At 69.4% G+C, this 16,966-nt stretch carries 14 protein-coding genes and 1 pseudogene; 5 read left to right on the plus strand and 10 right to left on the minus strand.

The annotated features are described in order from the left end of the window. Window positions 1-5: 5 nt before the first annotated feature. From TN53_RS19575 to TN53_RS19590, 4 genes are all read right to left on the minus strand, one after another. Window positions 6-449: an SRPBCC family protein gene (locus TN53_RS19575; protein WP_046259839.1), complete on the minus strand. Its 444-nt coding sequence runs from the start codon at window positions 447-449 to the stop codon at window positions 6-8. 2 nt (window positions 450-451) lie between these two features. Beyond that, window positions 452-802: an ArsR/SmtB family transcription factor gene (locus tag TN53_RS19580; protein WP_046259840.1), complete on the minus strand. Its 351-nt coding sequence runs from the start codon at window positions 800-802 to the stop codon at window positions 452-454. Next, window positions 799-1,257: an SRPBCC domain-containing protein gene (locus TN53_RS19585; RefSeq protein WP_046259841.1), complete on the minus strand. Its 459-nt coding sequence runs from the start codon at window positions 1,255-1,257 to the stop codon at window positions 799-801. The genes TN53_RS19580 and TN53_RS19585 overlap by 4 nt, the downstream gene beginning before the upstream one ends. Window positions 1,258-1,351: 94 nt before the next feature. Beyond that, window positions 1,352-2,830 carry a hypothetical protein gene (locus TN53_RS19590; protein WP_046259842.1) on the minus strand — a complete coding sequence of 493 codons (1,479 nt, stop codon included), beginning with the start codon at window positions 2,828-2,830 and terminating at the stop codon, window positions 1,352-1,354. Window positions 2,831-2,910: 80 nt separating this feature from the next. Here TN53_RS19590 and TN53_RS19595 point away from each other — a divergent pair, with 80 nt between their 5' ends. Continuing rightward, complete coding sequence (locus tag TN53_RS19595) at window positions 2,911-3,630, plus strand: leucine-rich repeat domain-containing protein (RefSeq protein ID WP_095046589.1); 720 nt, start codon at window positions 2,911-2,913, stop codon at window positions 3,628-3,630. 44 nt (window positions 3,631-3,674) lie between these two features. On the opposite strand, the gene TN53_RS19600 is transcribed toward TN53_RS19595, so the two are convergent. The 3 genes from TN53_RS19600 to TN53_RS19610 all read right to left on the minus strand — a co-directional run bounded on the left by TN53_RS19600 (window position 3,675) and on the right by TN53_RS19610 (window position 5,771). Next, window positions 3,675-4,100 carry a VOC family protein gene (locus TN53_RS19600; protein ID WP_046259843.1) on the minus strand — a complete coding sequence of 142 codons (426 nt, stop codon included), beginning with the start codon at window positions 4,098-4,100 and terminating at the stop codon, window positions 3,675-3,677. Between the two features lie 53 nt (window positions 4,101-4,153). Further along, window positions 4,154-4,897 carry an SDR family NAD(P)-dependent oxidoreductase gene (locus tag TN53_RS19605; RefSeq protein ID WP_234441644.1) on the minus strand — a complete coding sequence of 248 codons (744 nt, stop codon included), beginning with the start codon at window positions 4,895-4,897 and terminating at the stop codon, window positions 4,154-4,156. Window positions 4,898-4,988: 91 nt separating this feature from the next. Next, on the minus strand, window positions 4,989-5,771 hold the full coding sequence (locus tag TN53_RS19610; protein WP_046259844.1) for a hypothetical protein: 783 nt from the start codon (window positions 5,769-5,771) through the stop codon (window positions 4,989-4,991). Between the two features lie 211 nt (window positions 5,772-5,982). On the opposite strand from TN53_RS19610, the pseudogene TN53_RS45240 reads away from it, so the two are divergent. After that, window positions 5,983-6,177, plus strand: a pseudogene (locus TN53_RS45240) (haloacid dehalogenase type II); the annotation flags it as partial. Window positions 6,178-6,223: 46 nt separating this feature from the next. Here the strand turns inward: TN53_RS45240 and TN53_RS19615 are convergent. The 3 genes from TN53_RS19615 to TN53_RS19625 all read right to left on the minus strand — a co-directional run bounded on the left by TN53_RS19615 (window position 6,224) and on the right by TN53_RS19625 (window position 14,614). Further along, the gene (locus TN53_RS19615; protein WP_234441645.1) at window positions 6,224-6,862 is read right to left on the minus strand and encodes a hypothetical protein; all 639 of its coding nucleotides are present in this window, start codon (window positions 6,860-6,862) and stop codon (window positions 6,224-6,226) included. Window positions 6,863-6,935: 73 nt separating this feature from the next. Then, window positions 6,936-12,146, minus strand: coding sequence for a family 43 glycosylhydrolase (locus tag TN53_RS19620; protein ID WP_046259845.1), 5,211 nt, complete (start codon window positions 12,144-12,146; stop codon window positions 6,936-6,938). 266 nt (window positions 12,147-12,412) lie between these two features. Next, window positions 12,413-14,614, minus strand: a complete 2,202-nt coding sequence (locus tag TN53_RS19625) for a nitrate- and nitrite sensing domain-containing protein (RefSeq protein WP_095046590.1) — start codon at window positions 14,612-14,614, stop codon at window positions 12,413-12,415. A gap of 442 nt (window positions 14,615-15,056) precedes the next feature. On the opposite strand from TN53_RS19625, the gene TN53_RS49165 reads away from it, so the two are divergent. From TN53_RS49165 to TN53_RS47850, 3 genes are all read left to right on the plus strand, one after another. Next, window positions 15,057-15,185, plus strand: coding sequence for a hypothetical protein (locus tag TN53_RS49165; RefSeq protein ID WP_267886545.1), 129 nt, complete (start codon window positions 15,057-15,059; stop codon window positions 15,183-15,185). A gap of 32 nt (window positions 15,186-15,217) precedes the next feature. Continuing rightward, window positions 15,218-15,502: a hypothetical protein gene (locus tag TN53_RS49170; RefSeq protein ID WP_267886546.1), complete on the plus strand. Its 285-nt coding sequence runs from the start codon at window positions 15,218-15,220 to the stop codon at window positions 15,500-15,502. 100 nt (window positions 15,503-15,602) lie between these two features. After that, on the plus strand, window positions 15,603-16,964 hold the full coding sequence (locus tag TN53_RS47850; RefSeq protein WP_199924614.1) for a hypothetical protein: 1,362 nt from the start codon (window positions 15,603-15,605) through the stop codon (window positions 16,962-16,964). Window positions 16,965-16,966 lie beyond the last annotated feature (2 nt).

Raw genomic sequence — 16,966 nt, forward strand, 5'->3', positions numbered from 1 at the left:
GCCCTCTAGTGCCAGTCGCTGATCTGGACATCGGCTGGTGCCGGGCTGCCGTGACCCGTCTCGACGTACTCCTTGAGGCTCATCAGGAAGAGCGCCCACTTCGTACTGCAGTGGTGCATGAACTCGACCGGCTCGCGCCAGCCCTCGTGCTTGAACAGGACGATCGTGTAGTCGTCGGTCCGGCTGAGGGTCCAGTCGATCTCGGTTCCGATCCATTCCGCGGGGCCGTCCGTGACGCGCCACCGGACATGGCCGGCGGGGTCGAGTTCCAGGATCTCCATGTCGAAACCGCCGACGTCGCCGAAGCGGAACGCCAGTCGGCCGCCGACCTCGCTCTTGCCCGTGGTGTCGGTCGTCCACCAGCCGGCGAGGCCCTCGGGTGTGGCTACCGCCCGGTAGACGTCGTCCAGCGGCGCGACGGCGCCGATGCGATGCAGGATGTCGACCATGGTCATGCTCCTTCCGTAGTGGTACGGCTTCGTTGGATCGTTTCCGCGATGTGCTTGATACGGCGGAGCCGGGCGTCCCAGGTGGCGCCGACCGCGGCCAGTTGCGCGACCGCGCGGGCGAGTTGGGCCTCGTCGACGCGGTAGCGCCGCTCCCGTCCGGCCGGCTCGGCGTGGACCAGCCCGACCCGGTCGAGGACGGCGAGGTGCTTCGACACGGCCTGCCGGGTGACGGGAAGGCTCGCGCTGAGCGAGGTGGCGGTACCCGGTCCGGACGCGAGGAGCAGGTCGATCATGGTGCGCCGGGTCGGGTCGCCGATCGCGGACCACAGGTCGTCGTCGACCGGCGTGCTCATCGGGTCGACGCCAGCCGCGCGGCGTATGCGCCCAGCCGGGGGATGTAGTGGTCCCAGCCGCTCACGTGATCGCGGTACGTCTCCTCGAGTACGGCGATCTCCCAGCCCATCTCGCGGAACCCGGTCTCGGTCATCCGCACCAGCGTCCCCGTCTGCGTCGGCACGAGATCGAAGGTGACCAGCAGGGAGTCCCCGCCGCGCTCGGCGTCGGTGTAGCACCACCGGAACGAGAACCGTTTGGGCGGGGCGACCTCGACCACCGTGAATGCGACGGTCTTGGTCTCGCCCGTCGCCTTGTCACGCCAGAAGAGCTCTCCGGGCGCCCCTTCGGCGGACTCGAACCGGGCGTCGTCCGGCCACCACTCCCGCATGTGTTCCGGTCGGCTGACGACCTCGAAGACCATGTCGGGCGACGCGTCGACGTGAAGGTCGCGCTCGATGCTTCCGTACTCCATACCCGGCTCCCTTTTGCAACCATCGGTTGCGTATCAGAGTACGACCGAAAGCGCCGTCATGCAACCATCGGTTGCGAATCTGGGAAGGGAGCGGTCAGTTCCGGTTCAGGGTCCGGGTGATGCCGGCGAGTACCGCCGTCGTGAGGATCCAGCCCGCCGCGATCAGCGAATAGGACAGCCAGGCGGCCGTTCCGCCCTCCCAGTACCAGGACGTGCGCTGGCCGAGACCACCGATGGGGATCAGCAGGTCGAGCGTGTAGACCAACGGGTTGAACGGGGGCACCTGGCCGGGCTCGGTCGCCGTGGGGGTGTGGGTGGCGAAGACCGTGGTGCCGAGCAGGACGAGCGCCGCGAGCCACACGCCCGCACGCCACGGACGGTAGCCGTAGCCGACGGTGGCCTCCAGGAGGTGGCCCCACAGCCGGGCGGGCGGCGACAGGGTCCTTCTGCGATGGCGCTGCTTGGCCAGCAGAACGCGCCGGGCGTCGTCGTCATGGCCGATCTGCCGGTACCAGGCCGCCAGTTGCTCGTACGGCTGGGCCGCGTACCCCGGATGCCGTCGCACCCACGCCACACGGCGCTCCACGGACGACGCCTGGAACTCGCTGCTCTCGTGCAGGGAGCCATAGGTGAAGCCCTGCAGCCGTACGCGCTCCGGCCAGACACCCTCCCGGTCGTGGAGGGCGACGACCCGGGCGTCCTCGAGATCCACCACGCCGGACGGCGGCTGGGCCGGGGTGAAGACGACGCCTCCCGCCTGCAAACGGGCGCAGTCGAGTGCCGTGCCGTCGGCCCGCAGCACGGCGGCGTCGAAGGTCACCTGGTCGGTGATCTGCGTGCCCCGCAGGCTGACTGTCCCCTCGGCCGTGAACCCGTCGGACAGAGCCAGGCTTCTCACCACCGCATGGTCAGCGAGGAGCGCCACACCTCCGGGGTTGTGCAGCCGCGTCCGCTCCATGTGCAGGCCACCGAGCAGCTGGGCGCCCACGAGTCGCACGCCGCCATGCACGGTGGCGGTACGACAGAACAGCCCGCCCTCCATGACGAGCCCGCCGGCGAACAGGGCCCATTCACCGGGATGCGAGAGCACCGCGTGGCTGAGGACCAGCTCGCCGGTCAGATGCGCATTCATCAGCTTCACGGCACCGCTGACCACCGTGTACCGCAGAGCGACCCTGCCCTCCACCCTGGCCATGCTGAGGTCGAGCCCCGGCAGTCTGCTGCCCTTGATCTGGATCGTCCGGGTGGTCGCGCCGTACAGTCCGGCGCCCTGCTCGAACCAGCATCCCTCGAACCGCATGACATGCCCGATCTCGGCCCCGCCGAGCTCCAGGCCCCCGCTGATCCGCGCGCCCGCGAGCCTCAGCGCGGGCACCCCTCCCGGCCGGGCCGGGTTCGCGCCGAGGAGCAGAGCGGCCACGACACCGGCTCGCACGGTCCGCTCGTCGCCCCAGTCGCCCCCGTTGTCGGGGTCGTCCTCCGCCTCACCCGTACGGAAGTCCACCAAACGGCCCGTGGGATACGCGTCCCACAACTGCCGCTCCGCCGACGTGAGTTCCTCGTACGCATACACGCCGGAAGAGTAACGGGCGGAAGCCGCGGATGATCGAGACTGGCTCTGCACCGTTGGTACACCGGAAGGAAGAACACATCGTGCCGCATGTCCTGAACCTCTGGCGTCAACAGCTGGGCGAAGTACCCGAGTCGGTGTGGGACCGGACCGAGCTCCAGGTGCTGATCCTCGCGGACAACGGGCTCACGGAGCTCTCGGCCGCGATCGGGCGGCTGCACCGACTGACCACACTGGACCTCGGCCACAACCTCCTCCCGGCCGTGCCCGGGACGCTCGGAGACCTGACCGCTCTCGACGGCTGCCTCTATCTGCACGACAACGAGCTGGCCGAACTCCCGCAGTCCCTGGGCAACCTGACCCGACTGCGGTACCTCAACGTCGGGGAGAACAAGCTGACCGCGCTGCCGGAGACCATCGGCCGTATGGCCGGGCTGATCGAACTGCGGGCCCAGCACAACCAGTTGACCGCCCTGCCCGACAGCCTCGGCGATCTGCGCGGCCTGCGCGAACTCTGGCTCCGGGGCAACGCCCTCGAAAGCCTGCCGGCGACCGTGGCCGACCTCCACGAGCTGCGCCACCTGGATCTGCGCGAGAACGCCTTCGCCGAACTCCCGGAGCCCCTCACCGCACTGCCCCGCCTCCGCCACCTCGACCTGCGCGGCAACCGCCTGGTCCAACTGGCGCACCGAGTACTGGAGATGCCCGCCCTGGAGAAGCTGGACCTGCGCTGGAACGCGTGCGAACCTCCCGCGTCGCTCCTCGCCGAGCTGGAACGACGAGGATGTGTCGTCCTCCTGTAGACCCGGAAAGCGGCCGGACACGCACCGGCTGCGAGGACCGTCCCTCAGACGACGGGCTCTCCGACGCCCAGCAGGTTTCCCTCGCTGTCCCGGAACCAGGCGGCGCGCTCGCCCCGGGCGCCCTTGCTGGGGTAGTTCCCCTCGACGTCCGCGATGGAGTCCTTCGTGCGCAGACCGGGCACATCGACGTCCTCGAACACCACACCGCGCCTCTTGAGCTCCGTCACGACGGCCTCGACGTCGTCGACCTCCCAGCCCATCTGCGTGAAGGTGCCGGCCGAGGCTCCCGTGGAGGCGAAGAGGGCGAAGTCCGTGCCCGAGCACCGGTACAGCAGCCCGCCGGGCCGTTCGTCGACGGGCTCCAGCCCGAGCTTCTCGGCATAGAAACGCCGGGCTCGCTCCAGGTCCTGGGCGGGTAGCCGGGTCGCCACGCGTCCCCGGGCGAGCAAGTTCCTGTCGTCTGCGTCCATAGGTCCACTCTGCCGTCGCCCGCCGCGGAGCGCAGGGAAGCACGTGCGACCGCTCAGGTGAGGTTGAGCCCGCCGTCCAGGACGATGACCTCGCCGGTGAGGTAGGTGCTGGCGATGACCGAGGCCACGAGGTCGGCCACGTCGGAGGGCTGGGCGGGGCGGCCCATGGGGGCGCGGTCGCGCCACAGCTCGTGGGCCTGCGTCCAGTCCTTGGTCATGGGGGTGTCGACCAGGCCGGGGGCGATGGCGTTGACGCGTACATCGGGTGCGAGGGCGGCCGCGAGGAGCCGGGTGACGTGGTTGAGCGCGGCCTTGCTCGCCGCGTAGGGCACCGACGAGCCCTTGGGGCGTACCCCGGCGTGGCTGGTGATGTTGACGACGGAGCCACCGGTGGGGGACCGGCGCAGTGCGGGAAGGGCGGCCGTGCAGAGCACCCAGGGGGCGATCAGGTTGACCTCCAGCAGTTGCCGCCAGTCCGCCGGTGTCGCCGCCGCGAGGTCGTGGTGGGGGATGGGCCAGCTGATGCCGGCGTTGTTGACCAGGACGTCCAGCCGGCCGTAATGGCCCAGCGTCTCCTCCACCAGGGCGCGCGCCTCGTCCTCGACCGCGAGGTCGGCCCGCACATACGCGCCGTCGAGCTCGGCCGCCAGCGCCCGGCCCGCTTCCACGCTGCGCCGCGAGTGCACGACGACCCGCATCCCGTCCGCCGCCAGCCTGCGCGCGACGGCCTCCCCGATGCCCGAGGTGGAGCCGGTGACCAGGGCGACGGGTCGATCCGCTCGTTCGATGCTGCTCATGCTTGCGGATCTTGCCATGCCTGCCGGAGCCCGACGCCGGAGCGGGCGGCCGACCGGCATCGTCACCGGGAGATCAGTGACCGCGCACCGCTCAGCCGACCGCAGTGGTCAGTGCCGCCGCCCGGCGTGCCTCGGTGAGGGCTCGGTGCCGGAGGTCGCCGCCGAACAACTGCATCGTGGTGGCGGCCAGGATGTCTTCCCTGCCGATGGTCCGCCCGTCCGCCCTGCGGGTGGAAAGGGCCCGGAGGGGGTCCTTGTAGAACGGGGGAGGGGCCGGTTCGCCCGATATCTCCAGGGTGACCGTGCCGAAACGTTGGACCCCGCCCTCGCGGACGACCCTGACCGCGTCCAGGGCGAGGTCCGTCAGGAACACGCTCGCGATTCCGTCCAGGTCGCGGACCATCGCCGGGACGGCCGTCGCCCCCTGGCTCCGCAGCAGCTTCTTGACCCCGGCCTCGAACCTGTGGGCGCCGACCACAGCACTCGGTCTGCGCGACCCGCTGCGCTTACGAGGAGGCACGATGACGCCCTCGGCGTCGTACAGGACACCGGTCAGGCCTCGAAACGTCGGGCTGTGGTCGTACCATTTGGTCCCCACCTCGAGCTCGACGTTCCGGTCGATCGCCGCGAGAAGATCCCCGGGGATCAGCTTCTTCCGGGCCTCCGCCGCCGCCGCTCTCCTCGCGCCGTCGATGATCTCCGTCAGCACTGTCCGCGTCACCGACGCGGCGGCCCACGCGGCCGACCGGGAGACGTGCAGCGGGGTCACGTCCCTGAACACCGCTTTGACGAGAGAAGCCTTGAACGGCGAGACATCCACCACCGAGGCGGTCTCGGGACCGCCGCGCTCAGACCGTGCGGGCTGTGTGGTCATGCGAAGGAACGCTCCCTACTGTCGGAGTTGTCGGAGGCCCACACTTCACCACGCAGACCCCGGCTCTCTTCCCTCATCCTCCAAGCGGGGATATGCGCAGCGTCTCTAATCAGCTAAGCGATCCCATGTCAGACGTAGTGTCTGGCAACGGGATCGCCCACCGTGGCGGGGTAGTGTGAGCGTGCAGCTGGAAGCCCGCGCCCAGTGCTGCTCCGTCTCCGGGCTACCGCCAGAGCGGCTGCTGATGGTCGCCGCCCATGCCTGGGACCTGCGCGGAGCGCAGAGCCTCGGCCTGCGCACCGCCTATGTGGCCCGCCCGGTCGGCGACCCGCCCGCTTCCTCGGACCGATTCGACGTGCACGCCGCCGACTTGAGCGACCTCGCCGACCGACTCGGCCAGAAATAAGGGAATGCCCGGGGGGTTCGACACCCCAGGCATTCCCGGCCGTGGGTTACAGCCCGTCACGCACCATGGCGGCGACGATCTGCACATGGCGGTCGGCCGCCGTACCGGACATCTCGGTCTCGTAGTTCAGGCCGTAGGGCCAGAAGTGGCCACCACCCGTGGACAGTTTGGCGCCGGAACCGTCGAACTGCCTCACCAGTGCCGTGGCTTGCGCGCCGGTCCAGGTGCCGCTGCCGCCGAGAGCGGACCAGCCCGAGCTCGTCCCCACCCCGATGGTGTGGGCGATCTCGTGCAGGGCCGTCCTCTCGGTCATGTAGCTGCGGTTGCCGAAGCGGATGGTGCCGTTGAGGTTTCCGTCGGCGGTGGGCACGCTCGGGTCGTAGCGCACGGTGATGCTCTTCCCCAGGTCGCTGAGGTTGTTGTAGCGCGCCACGGCCGCGTTCATGGCCGCCGTGATGAGGTTGTACGCCGTCTGCTGGTCCGCCGTGGGATTGCTCGCCCGTTCCAGGGTCCAGGTGATGGTGGCCGCCGCCAGCTGTTCCTGTGGAACGGGCGCTGCCTTCGGTGCGGCCTGCGCGACGCCGGGCCCCGCGAGCAGGGCCGCGGCGAGCGCGGTGACGGCCAGTGTGGTGCGCCAGGGTATGGCCGTTCGAGGACTGTGCTCCTTGTTCTGACGTGGGCTCATATGAGGTCCTCCTGTGGGGGGTTGGCCGTCGAGTGTGGGGGGACGGCATGACCGGTGTGCCCGGCCGGGGGGCTCACTCCCGACGGTCGCCGACGGTGACCAATCCGGTGATCTTCGAGCTGGTGACGTTGTCGTAGACGACATCACCACCGGACTTCTTCCAGATCCTGACGTGGAAGCTGTCCGGGGTATCGGTGGCGGTGACCCGGAAGGCGTAGCCGTCGGCGCCGTTGACCGTGCCGGAGCCCTGGTAGACGGCCTGGGAGCCGGTGACCACGAGCCAGTCGGAGCCGGTGGAACGGAACTTCAGCTTGGCCGGGCCGAAGTCGAGGGACATCTGGCCGAGGGGGACGGAGGTCAGATTCGTGTAGAAGGCGGTGAAGAAGAAGGCGGCCTTGCCGGTCAGTGCCGGCTTGGCGGGGAAGGCCCCGGCCGGCGAGGTGAACAGGCCGGTGCCGAACGCGGGCCCGGCGGCGCGGTCGTAGACGATCAGCTCGGGGAGCGTCCTGCTGTCCGAGGCGCCCTCGTCGTCGGTGACGGTGATCACCGGCTTGCGGATACCGGCCTTGCGGTAGGTGTGTTCCGCACGGCAGCCGGACGCGGTGACCGTTCCGGCCGTCGGCTCGGTGCCGTCCTTCCAGTCGACCGTGCAGGTGTGGGTGTCACGGGTGCCCGGGTCGGTGAACCCGGCCGTCACGACCGCCTGCTTGCCCACCGACACCGGGGACTTCGGCCCGGTGGCGGAGGTGAGGGCCGGTGCCGCGTTGGCGACTTCGACGGTCGCCGTGTCGCTGCTGCGGCCGCCGGTCAGCGTCACCTGGAACGTGCCGTCGTCGGTGCAGGTGAGCGTCGTGCTCGCGGCCCCGGCGTCGGCGAAGGCGCAGGGTGCCCCCTCCTCGGCGGTCCACTTGGCGGTGCCCGCGCCGGATACCGTGCCGTTGAGCCGGATCTTGTCGCCTTCCTTGCCGGAGGCGTCCGCGCCGGCCCGGGCGATGGTGACCGGGTCGATGCTCTCCAGGGTGGGGACGACCTTCTTGATCAGCCCGTCGGCGTCGAACTCCATCTTGTCGATGGTGGTTTCGCGGTGCATGCCGTCACCGCCGGGGATGGCGAAGCGGTGGTAGACGATGTACCAGTCGTCGGTGTTCGGGACGTGGACCACCGAGTGGTGGCCGGGGCCCTTGATACCGAGCGAGAGGTCCTTCTCCAGGATCACGCCCTGCTTGGTCCAGGGACCGGTGGGCGAGGAGCCGGTGGCGTAGGCGACCTGGTAGTTCTCGTCACGTGTGTCGTTCTCCGACCACATGAAGTAGTAGGTGCCCTTGCGCTTGATGACGAAGGAGCCCTCGTTGTAGTTGCTCGGCGTGATGTTGGTGACCTTCGAGGCGTCGAAGGAGACCATGTCGTCGTTGAGCGGGACCACATAGGCGCGGCCGTTGCCCCAGTACAGGTACGACGTGCCGTCGTCGTCGGTGAAGACGGCCGGGTCGATCATCTGGCCCGTGTAGTCACCGGCCTTCAGCAGCGGCTTGCCGAGCGCGTCCGTGAACGGGCCGGTGGGCGAGTCGGAGACCGCGACACCGATGTTCGCGTCGGCGCAGAAGTAGAAGTAGTACTTGCCGTTGCGCTCCTCCATGGCCGGCGCCCAGGCCCTGCTGTCCGCCCAGGAGACATCCGGACCCAGGTCCAGGATGACGCCGTGGTCGGTCCAGTGGACCAGGTCCTTGGAGGAGTACGCCTTGAACTGCGTACCGCTCCAGCCCTCGAAGCCGTCGGTGGTCGGGTAGATGTAGAAGGTGTCGCCGAAGCGGACCACGTTCGGGTCGGCGTTGAGACCGGGCAGGACCGGGCTCTTCATGACCGCCGCCGAGACCGTCCAGGTGCGCTTCTTGCCGTCCGAGCCCGTGACCTCGTACGTCACCGGCTCGGTGAAGTCGTGCAGGGTGCCGGAGGCGGGGCTGATGGTCGCGCCGTGGGCGAGGGTGAACTGCGGTGCCAGAGCGGTGACATCACTGCCCGGGGTGAGCGGCAGGACGATCTTGCCGGCCTTGTCGGTGATGATCGCGTCGGTCTTGAGCGCCGGGTGGGTCGCCGCGGCGATCCCGGTGGTGTTGCCGCTGAGCTCCAGGATCTCGGCGGGCGTCAGGGCCCGGTTGTAGATCCGGAAGTCGTCGACCTCGCCGCCGAAGTAGGGGTCGGGGGAGTAGAGGGACTTGCCGATGTAGCCGGAGTAGTCCTTCGCCGAGTCGTACAGGTCGGACGGCTTGATGGTGACTCCGCTGACCCGGGCCGCCTCGGCGCCGTCCACGTAGAGGATCGCCGTCTCGGTCGCTCCGTCCAGGGTGACCGTGAGGTGCTGCCACTCGCCGGCGGTGAGCCGGGAGCCGCCGATCATCTGCTTCTCGCCGGACCAGGTGGCCTTGGTGATCGCGGAGAACAGCTTACCGCCGCCGTTGGACGGGGTGGCGAACAGGTACTTGTTGCTGTCCGGGCCGAGTCCGAACAGCCACTGGAAGTTGTCGCCGCCCTTCCACTTGACGTACGTGGAGACGGTGACGCTGTTCGTGTCCTTCAGCACGCCGCCTGGGATCTTGACGTACGGCGAGCTGGAGCTGCTGTTGCCGCCGGACATCTTGAACGAGCCGCCCTCGACGCCGGTCCCGAAGTCGGGCGTACGGACGTAGGTGCCATGGTTGCCATGGCCGCTGGAGTCACGGGCGATGCTGCCGCCGCTCTCGTCGAAGTCGTAGTGCAGGAGCAGGTCGGCCGGGACGTCCGGGCCTTCGGCGGAGACCGTGACCTCGGCGCTGACGTCGATCGCGGAGTCGCCCGCGAGGTCGCCCTTCACCGTGAAGACGCCGGCCTGCGCGTACTGCGATGCGGCCACGTCCTCCCAGGTGACGGCGACGGGACGCTTCACGCCTCCCGCGGACTCGGCGATGACGGTGGCGGGCAGGACCGGGGCCTGGCCGATGCGCGTCTTGACCTTGACGTCCTCGACACCCGTGATGATCTGGTCCGGCTGGTACGTCTTGAGCAGCCGGTCGTACTCGGCCTGGGTGACCGGGAGCACCGTGCCGTGCCGGGGCTTGGACGGCAGGTCGTAGCCGGTGGACGGGGTCCAGTTGCCGGAGGCCAGGTCCGTCGTCTCGAAGGGGATGTAGCCGCGTCCGCCGAACTCGTCGAGGAACGCGTACCACTTCTCCTCGGTGTTCGACTTGAACACCAACGGACCCTCGGCGGCGTTCATCGTGCCCTTGCCGATGCCCTCGGCGACGGCGGTCCAGGAGAGGTTACGGAGCGTGTCGCTCTTCTCCTCGAAGACGAACTTGCTGTTGGGCGTGGAGGAGGTGTTGTTCCGCTCGTCCTTGGAGAGGCGGTAGTACTCGCCGTCGTGCTGGATGACCGTGGAGTCGATGACGGAGTAGCCGCGGTCGACCCAGACCTTGGGCTCGCTGAAGGTGTAGAAGTCACGGGTCGTCGCGTACATCATGCGGTTGTACGTGTCGCCGGTGTGGGCCTCGTTGTCGTACAGCTTGGAGGCCCAGAAGACGACGTACTCGCCGAGCTTCTCGTCGTAGTACGCCTCGGGGGCCCAGGTGTTGCCGGCCGCGTCGGGGGAGACCTTCACCAGGCGCTGGTTGGTCCAGTTCACCAGGTCGGTGGACTCCCAGACCATGATGGACTTGCTGCCGGTCCGCTGGGAGGCGTCCCAGTCGCCGTTGCCGTAGATCCTGAGGTCGGTGGCGATCTGGTAGAACTTGTCGCCCTCGGGCGAGCGGATGATGAACGGGTCGCGCAGGCCCTTCTCGCCGAGCGTGGAGGTCAGGACCGGCTTGCCGTCGTTCAACTCCCGCCACTTCAGCGGGTCGTTGCCCTTGCTGAGTGCGGAGTAGAGCTGCTCGCCGTCCGAGGTGCCCTCGCCGGTGAAGTAGCTGAACATATAGCCCTTGAGGGCTTCCTTCTCGGGCAGTTCGGGGACCTTCGCGGTGAAGGTGCGGGTCTTCGTCGCCTCGCCCTTGGTGACGGTCGCGGTCAGCTCGACGGTCGAGGCGCCGTCGCCGTGCGCGGGGCGGTGGACCACGCCCTCGGCGGAGACGACGTCCGGGTTCGCGGAGGACCAGAACACCTCCGTGCCCAGGTCGCCGGCGGCCGGGAGCGTGAGGTTGCCGCGGACGTCGTCGAGGTTGTGCACGGTCAGTGCCTCGGCTGCCCGCTGGACGGCGGTCGTGTCGTCGAAGGCGGGCAGGACCGTGACCTCGAAGGTCTTGGTGGCGCTCACGGGGCCCTTCTTCAGGGTCGCCGTCAGCGTGGCGTGGCCGTCCGGTTCACCGGCCGCGGGGCGGGTCACCGCGCCGGAGTCGGAGACGACGTCGGTGTTGTCGCTCTCCCAGGTGATGGAGGAGCTGCCGGCCGTGCCGGTCTTGGGCAGTGTCAGGTCGGCGGTCACCGCGCTGGTGTCGCCCAGGGTGAGGGCCGCCTTGTCGTCGGCGACGCCCTGTTCGGCGATGGGGAGCGAGAGTTGCTCGACCTCGGAGCCGTCGAGTGCGCGGTCGTAGACCCGGAAGTCACGGATCTTGCCCTTGAAGAGCTTGTCGCTGGTGTAGACCGACTTGCCTATGTAGTTGGCGGTCGTGGTGCCCGAGCCGATGGAACCCGGGGTGGTGGTGACCGAGGTGTTGCGGCCGACCTCCGCGCCGTCCTCGTACAGCACGGCCGTGGTGCCGGTCTGGGTGTAGGTGAGCTGCTTCCACACCGAGCGGGTCAGGTTGTGCGAGTCGGTGGGCCGGGTGTTCTGCTCGGTCGACCAGTTGCCCGACGCGATGGCGGTGCGCAGCGAGTTGCCGGTGGCGAAGAGGTAGCCGTTGCCCGCGCCGCTGGTGGTGTTGCCGAAGCCGTAGATGAAGTACGGGCCGACCTGCGACTCGTCCATCAGCACGTCCATGGAGACGCTGATCGAGTCCATGCCCTTCATGACGTCGTTCGGCACCTTGATGTAGGTGTCCGAACCGTTGAAGGCGAGGCCCTGGCCGGTGCCTGTCCAGCCGGCGGTGCCGTTGACCGTGCCGTCCCGGCCGTTGCCGGAGGCGTCGGTGACGGTGGTGCCGGAGGAGGCGTCGAGCTTGTACCAGAGAGCCAGTCCGTCGGTGACGTCCGCGCTGTCCGCCGCCTGCGCGGGGACGAGGGGTGCGGTGAGGCCCAGGAACAGCGATGCGACGGTCAGGCCGGCGAGTCGGCCCGCCCGGCGTCTCGCGCGGGTGCGCGGACGTGCGAAGTACGTCATGTGGGGTTTCCCTGCTGAGGCATGGCTGACGGGGGAGGGAAAAGGCGTGGCGGAGCGAGCCGTCGACGGGGGTGGCCTCGGCGGTGGACACCCTGGCGTTTCGGCTGTGTGACGTCGTGTTGCGAGAGTGTCAAACGGGGTGTGGTGCAGCGTCAAGAGGTTTCGAACAATGTCCGACAGGTCGAACACCGCTGTTGTGGGCCCATCGGCCGGAGTGCGGCGCCCTGTTGGGCAGGCGGCGTCGCACTCCGGGGCCTGACGGCTCCCTACCGAGGAGCGTCCTCGTGCTCGTCGTGTCCCACCTGGCGGCGACGCTCCTCACGGTAGAGGTAGCGGCTCATCGCATCCGTCCCCGACTGGTCCCGAACCGCGTGGGCCCCCTGACCGCCCTGGGAAACCGCCTCCACGATGCTCCCGTCGGGACCCGCGAAGTGCGGTGCGTCCTCCAGGGGATAGGGGAAGCCGGCGGTCGAGTCGACGGGAACCTCATGCGGCGCCGCGTAGGTGATCGTGTGCGGCAGCATGATCAGCGACGTCGTTCCCGACTGCTGTCGCGACGGCCGCAACTGGACGCGGATGCCGTGCCGGTCGGCGAGCCGGCCGACCACGAACAGCCCCATCTGCCGGGAGATGTTGGCGTCGACGGTCGGCGGATGGGCGAGCTTGTGGTTGATGGCGGCGAAGTCCTCGGCCGTCAGACCGATGCCGCTGTCATGGATCTCCACCATGACCCGCCCGTCGGGAAGCCGGCCCGCGGTGACGTACACCTTCATCTGCGGTGAGGAGAACGCGGTGGCGTTCTCCAGGAGTTCGGCCAGCAGATGTACGAGGTCGCTCACGGCACGGCCGTGGATCTCGGCCTCCGGGACGCCCGAGAGCTCGATCCGCTCGTACTGCTCCACCTCCGAGGCGGCGGCCCGCAGCACGTCGATCAGCGCGAGCTGTGGCATCCCGTGGTGGTTGGACTCCTCGCCGGAGAGGACCAGGAGGTTCTCGCCGTTGCGGCGCATACGGGTGGCCAGATGGTCCAGGCGGAAGAGGTTGTCCAGCTGGTCCGGGTCGGCCTCGTTGTTCTCCAGGTCGGTGATCAGGGCCAGTTGACCCTCGACGAGCGACTGGCTGCGGCGCGACAGGTTGGTGAAGATCGCGTTGATGTTGCCCCGCAGCGCCGCCTGCTCGGCGGCCAGCCGCACCGCCTCACGGTGCACCTGGTCGAAGGCCCGGGCGACCTCGCCGATCTCGTCGGTCGAGGTGATCGGGATCGGCGCCACCCGGGTGTCGACCCGGCCGGGAGTGGAGCGGTTGAGCTGGGAGAGCAGGGCCGGCAGCCGCTGCTCGGCGATCTGGAACGCCGAACCGCGCAGGACACTCATCCGGCGGCTCATCGAACGGGCCACCCCGGCGGCGATCAGGAACGCGGCGAGCACGGCGCCGAGGACCACGGCCGACAGGACGATGGCGTCCCGGCGCGCACTGTCGGCGATGTCCTTCGCGTTGGCGAGCGCGGTGTCGCTGAGATAGACCTCGACCTGGCGGTACGCGTCGAAGGAGAGCGTGGACGCGGCGAAGAAGGAGTCGGTGGTGATGCCCTGCTTCGCGAGATCCCCGGCCGACTTCCCCGACGCGATCTCACTGATCATCGTCGTCATGGCCGGCGGGACGACGTAGTCCTCTCCGGCCGCCTTGGCACGCGCCGCGGACTGGGTGACCTGCTGCTCGCCCTTGGTCTTCGCGGCTGCCAGCGCCTTCTTCAGCCGTGCCGTGTCCTGGCTCGTGGCGGCGCCGTCGAACTCCACCAGCGCGACCTGCTGGAGATAGGCGTAGGAGCGGAACGAGGCGAGCTGGGAGGCGAGTTCACCCTCCTGGAGCTTGCTGCGGTCCTCGGCCAGGATGTGCGTGCCGATGGCCCGGCTCAGGGACTCCGCCGCCTGCGTGAGCGAGATGGCGTACAGGGCGCGGCCGAAGCTGGCCTGGTTGCTGCTGCCGAAGCCGAGCTCGTTGGAGAGTTCCATCAGCGGGTGCTGGATCAGGTGGTACTTCTCCTCGGTCTGCACCCCGGGCAGCGCGGACGTGAACGCGGCTTCACGTATTCCGGCGAGTTGCTTGCCGCCGCTCTGGACGACCTCGACCCTTCTCAGCAGACGCTCGGTCCGGGGCATCCGCTCCACCGACTTGTCGAAGGCGGCCCTGTCCTGATCGGTGATCTTGCGCGCCTTGGCGACCGCACTCGAGTCGGTGTCGCCCCGCAGCAACGGGACGACCGACAGATCACGCTCGTTGATCGCGTCGCTGGCGTACTTGTTCGCCGCCTGCACCAACTCCGCGACCCGGACCGCGTCGTCGGCGCGCTGCCAGGTGTCCACGGCGCGCGTCACCCTGAATCCGCCGAGCACGAGCGTGACCACGACCGGGATCAGAAGGATGGCCCGCAGTCGCCGCGCCACCCGCCAGTTGTGGGTGAAGGACATGCCCCTTCTACGCCCGGTCGCTTTCGGCTGCGCAGGCTGCGCAGGCCGTTGTGGCGGTGGAGTCGGCTGAGTCGTGGGGACTCCCGCAACTGCCTTGCCGGGCGCTGCTCGCCTTGCTTTCCTCACTCGACTCCGACCTCTCGACGACGGGTGGCCCGCGACCGCGCCCGGCTGAACGTGTCGGGCCGTTCCTGCATGTATGTGTGCGGGACCCGATCACGGCTCCTTTGAACCGTTACGGATATGAAGCGCTCCGTGTTCAGACCATGACAGCGTCGGTCCCCGGTGATCGGTCGAGAGCGCACGTCACCCGGCTCATGCAGGGGAACCGGCGCTGGGTGAAGGGCACGCTGCCCACCCCGACCAGGGCCCCCGCCGCCGCGAGGCCCTCGCCGAGGAGCAGAAGCCGTACGCCGTCGTCCTGTCCTGCATCGACTCCCGGGTGCCGCCGGAACTCGTCTTCGACACCGGCATAGGTGACCTGTTCGTCATACGCACCGGCGATCGCGTGGTCGCACCGGTCGTCACCGGCTCCGTCGAGTACGGACCCCTCACGGCGGGACCCCGCTGATCGTCGTCCTGGGACACCAGCGCTGCGGAGCCATCAAGGCGGCGTACAAGGCGATGCACGACCGTGCGACGCTGCCCGGCAACCTCCAGGCGATCTCCCGGTCCCTGCGCACCGCGTACGAGGCGACCGTCGCGCAGAAGGCCGCCGACCCGGTCGACGCCATGATCCGCGTCCACGCCACGCAGACCGCCGCCGCGCCGCCCTCCAACACCTCACTGTCGCCGCTCGCCAGGCAGGGCGATCTGGCCGTGATCAGCGCCTCCTACTCGCTGGACACCGGCAGGGTCGACGTCCTGAACGGCGCGCCCACCGTCTGACCGGACAGACCGCGGCGCGAAAACCGCGACGGCCCGCCGCCCTCGGCCCACCCGCGAGGGCGGCGAGGAATCGGCCGCGTGCGCCGAATATGTTGAGGGCATGACGAACCTGCACCATCCGTGCCTGTCCGGGCTGGCCCGGAACCCGGCTGCCCCCGAGGACGTCCTCGTGCGGATCGCGGCACACAGGGCCGGCCGGCACGGGATGGCCCGGCGCCGGGAGCGGCTGCCGGATGCCGTGGTCGAGGCGCTGTTGGTGCACGACGACGGTGACGTCATGGCCGGCCTCCGCGCGGAACGGATCTCCCCGGCCATGCGCCGCAGGATCGCCACGCATCCCGATCCGGCGATCCGCGACGCCCGGGCGGACTTCATCCACCATCTGGTGGAGCGTGGTTCGACGGCCGTCCTCGGCGACCTGGAGGAGGTCTACGGTCAGCCCCGCACATCGCTGGTCGCGGCGCCCGATCCCAAGCTGCGCGCCGCGGTCGCCGGATCCTGGTACGACCGGCCGGCCGAGGTGCAGACGGCACTGCTCACCGACCCGGACCCGGCGGTGCGTGCGGCGGCCACCCAGCACAGGCAACCGGGCGTCCCGGCCGAGTGGCGGGACCGCTGTCTCGCCGACCCCGCCGTGCGAGCCAACGTGGCGTGGTATGTCCCGCTTACCTGGCACCAGTTCACCGAGCTCATGCGAACCGGCGACGAGGACATCCAGCGGGCCGTGGCCGGGAACCCCCACCTCTCCGCCGACATGGTGGCCCGACTCCTGGACCTCGACGACCCGTTGGTACGCGTCGCCGTGGCACAGAGCCGCCATGTCGACGCCGCCACGCGCGACCGGCTGTACGCGCTCGTGGAAGCCCAGCGCGCGGACGGCGACATCGACGCAGAGGTGGCGATGACCTGGAACTTCACCGAACCGGACTGGATGCGCGAAGCGCCCCTGGACGAGCGTCTGAGCTATCTGGACTGCCGGCACGCGATATTCCGGCGCGTACTCGCCGGCAGCCGCGACCTGCCCGAGGAGTCATGGCATCGGCTGGACAACGACCCGGACGTGGCGGTCCGCCGCACCGCCGCCCGCCGACCGAACGCACCACCGGACGTCCTGGAACGGCTGGTACGCGCCCACGGCGAGGTCTTCCACCACCGCCCCCTGCTCGTCGAGCACCCCAACTTCCCCCGCCACACACTGCGCACGTTCGTCGACGAACCGACCCCGAACGTGCGCTACATCGCCCTCCAGGACCCCGAACTCCCCGTGCCGGCGCTCCAGGAACTCGGCGCGGCCCAGGAACCCTTCCTGCGCCGCGGGGTCGCCCGCCACCCCAACATCACGGACGCACTGCTGGACCGACTGCTGTCGGACCCCGACCCGAACGTGGCCGACGACGCCGCCGCCAACCCGGCACTGCGGCCCGCCCGTATGAACCGCATCCTCACGGAGGCAGACCTGTGATC

The sequence above is a fragment of the Streptomyces sp. WM6386 genome (assembly GCF_000972385.1).
GTDB lineage: Bacteria > Actinomycetota > Actinomycetes > Streptomycetales > Streptomycetaceae > Streptomyces.

Bases quoted from the DNA above. Each gene is read 5' to 3' on its own strand.
- TN53_RS19575 (WP_046259839.1), bottom strand. From the start codon at position 449: ATGGTCGACATCCTGCATCGCATCGGCGCCGTCGCGCCGCTGGACGAC.
- TN53_RS19580 (WP_046259840.1), bottom strand. From the start codon at position 802: ATGAGCACGCCGGTCGACGACGACCTGTGGTCCGCGATCGGCGACCCG.
- TN53_RS19585 (WP_046259841.1), bottom strand. From the start codon at position 1,257: ATGGAGTACGGAAGCATCGAGCGCGACCTTCACGTCGACGCGTCGCCC.
- TN53_RS19600 (WP_046259843.1), bottom strand. From the start codon at position 4,100: ATGGACGCAGACGACAGGAACTTGCTCGCCCGGGGACGCGTGGCGACC.
- TN53_RS19605 (WP_234441644.1), bottom strand. From the start codon at position 4,897: ATGAGCAGCATCGAACGAGCGGATCGACCCGTCGCCCTGGTCACCGGC.
- TN53_RS19610 (WP_046259844.1), bottom strand. From the start codon at position 5,771: ATGACCACACAGCCCGCACGGTCTGAGCGCGGCGGTCCCGAGACCGCC.
- TN53_RS19615 (WP_234441645.1), bottom strand. From the start codon at position 6,862: ATGAGCCCACGTCAGAACAAGGAGCACAGTCCTCGAACGGCCATACCC.
- TN53_RS19620 (WP_046259845.1), bottom strand. From the start codon at position 12,146: ATGACGTACTTCGCACGTCCGCGCACCCGCGCGAGACGCCGGGCGGGC.
- TN53_RS19625 (WP_095046590.1), bottom strand. From the start codon at position 14,614: ATGTCCTTCACCCACAACTGGCGGGTGGCGCGGCGACTGCGGGCCATC.
- TN53_RS47850 (WP_199924614.1), top strand. From the start codon at position 15,603: ATGACGAACCTGCACCATCCGTGCCTGTCCGGGCTGGCCCGGAACCCG.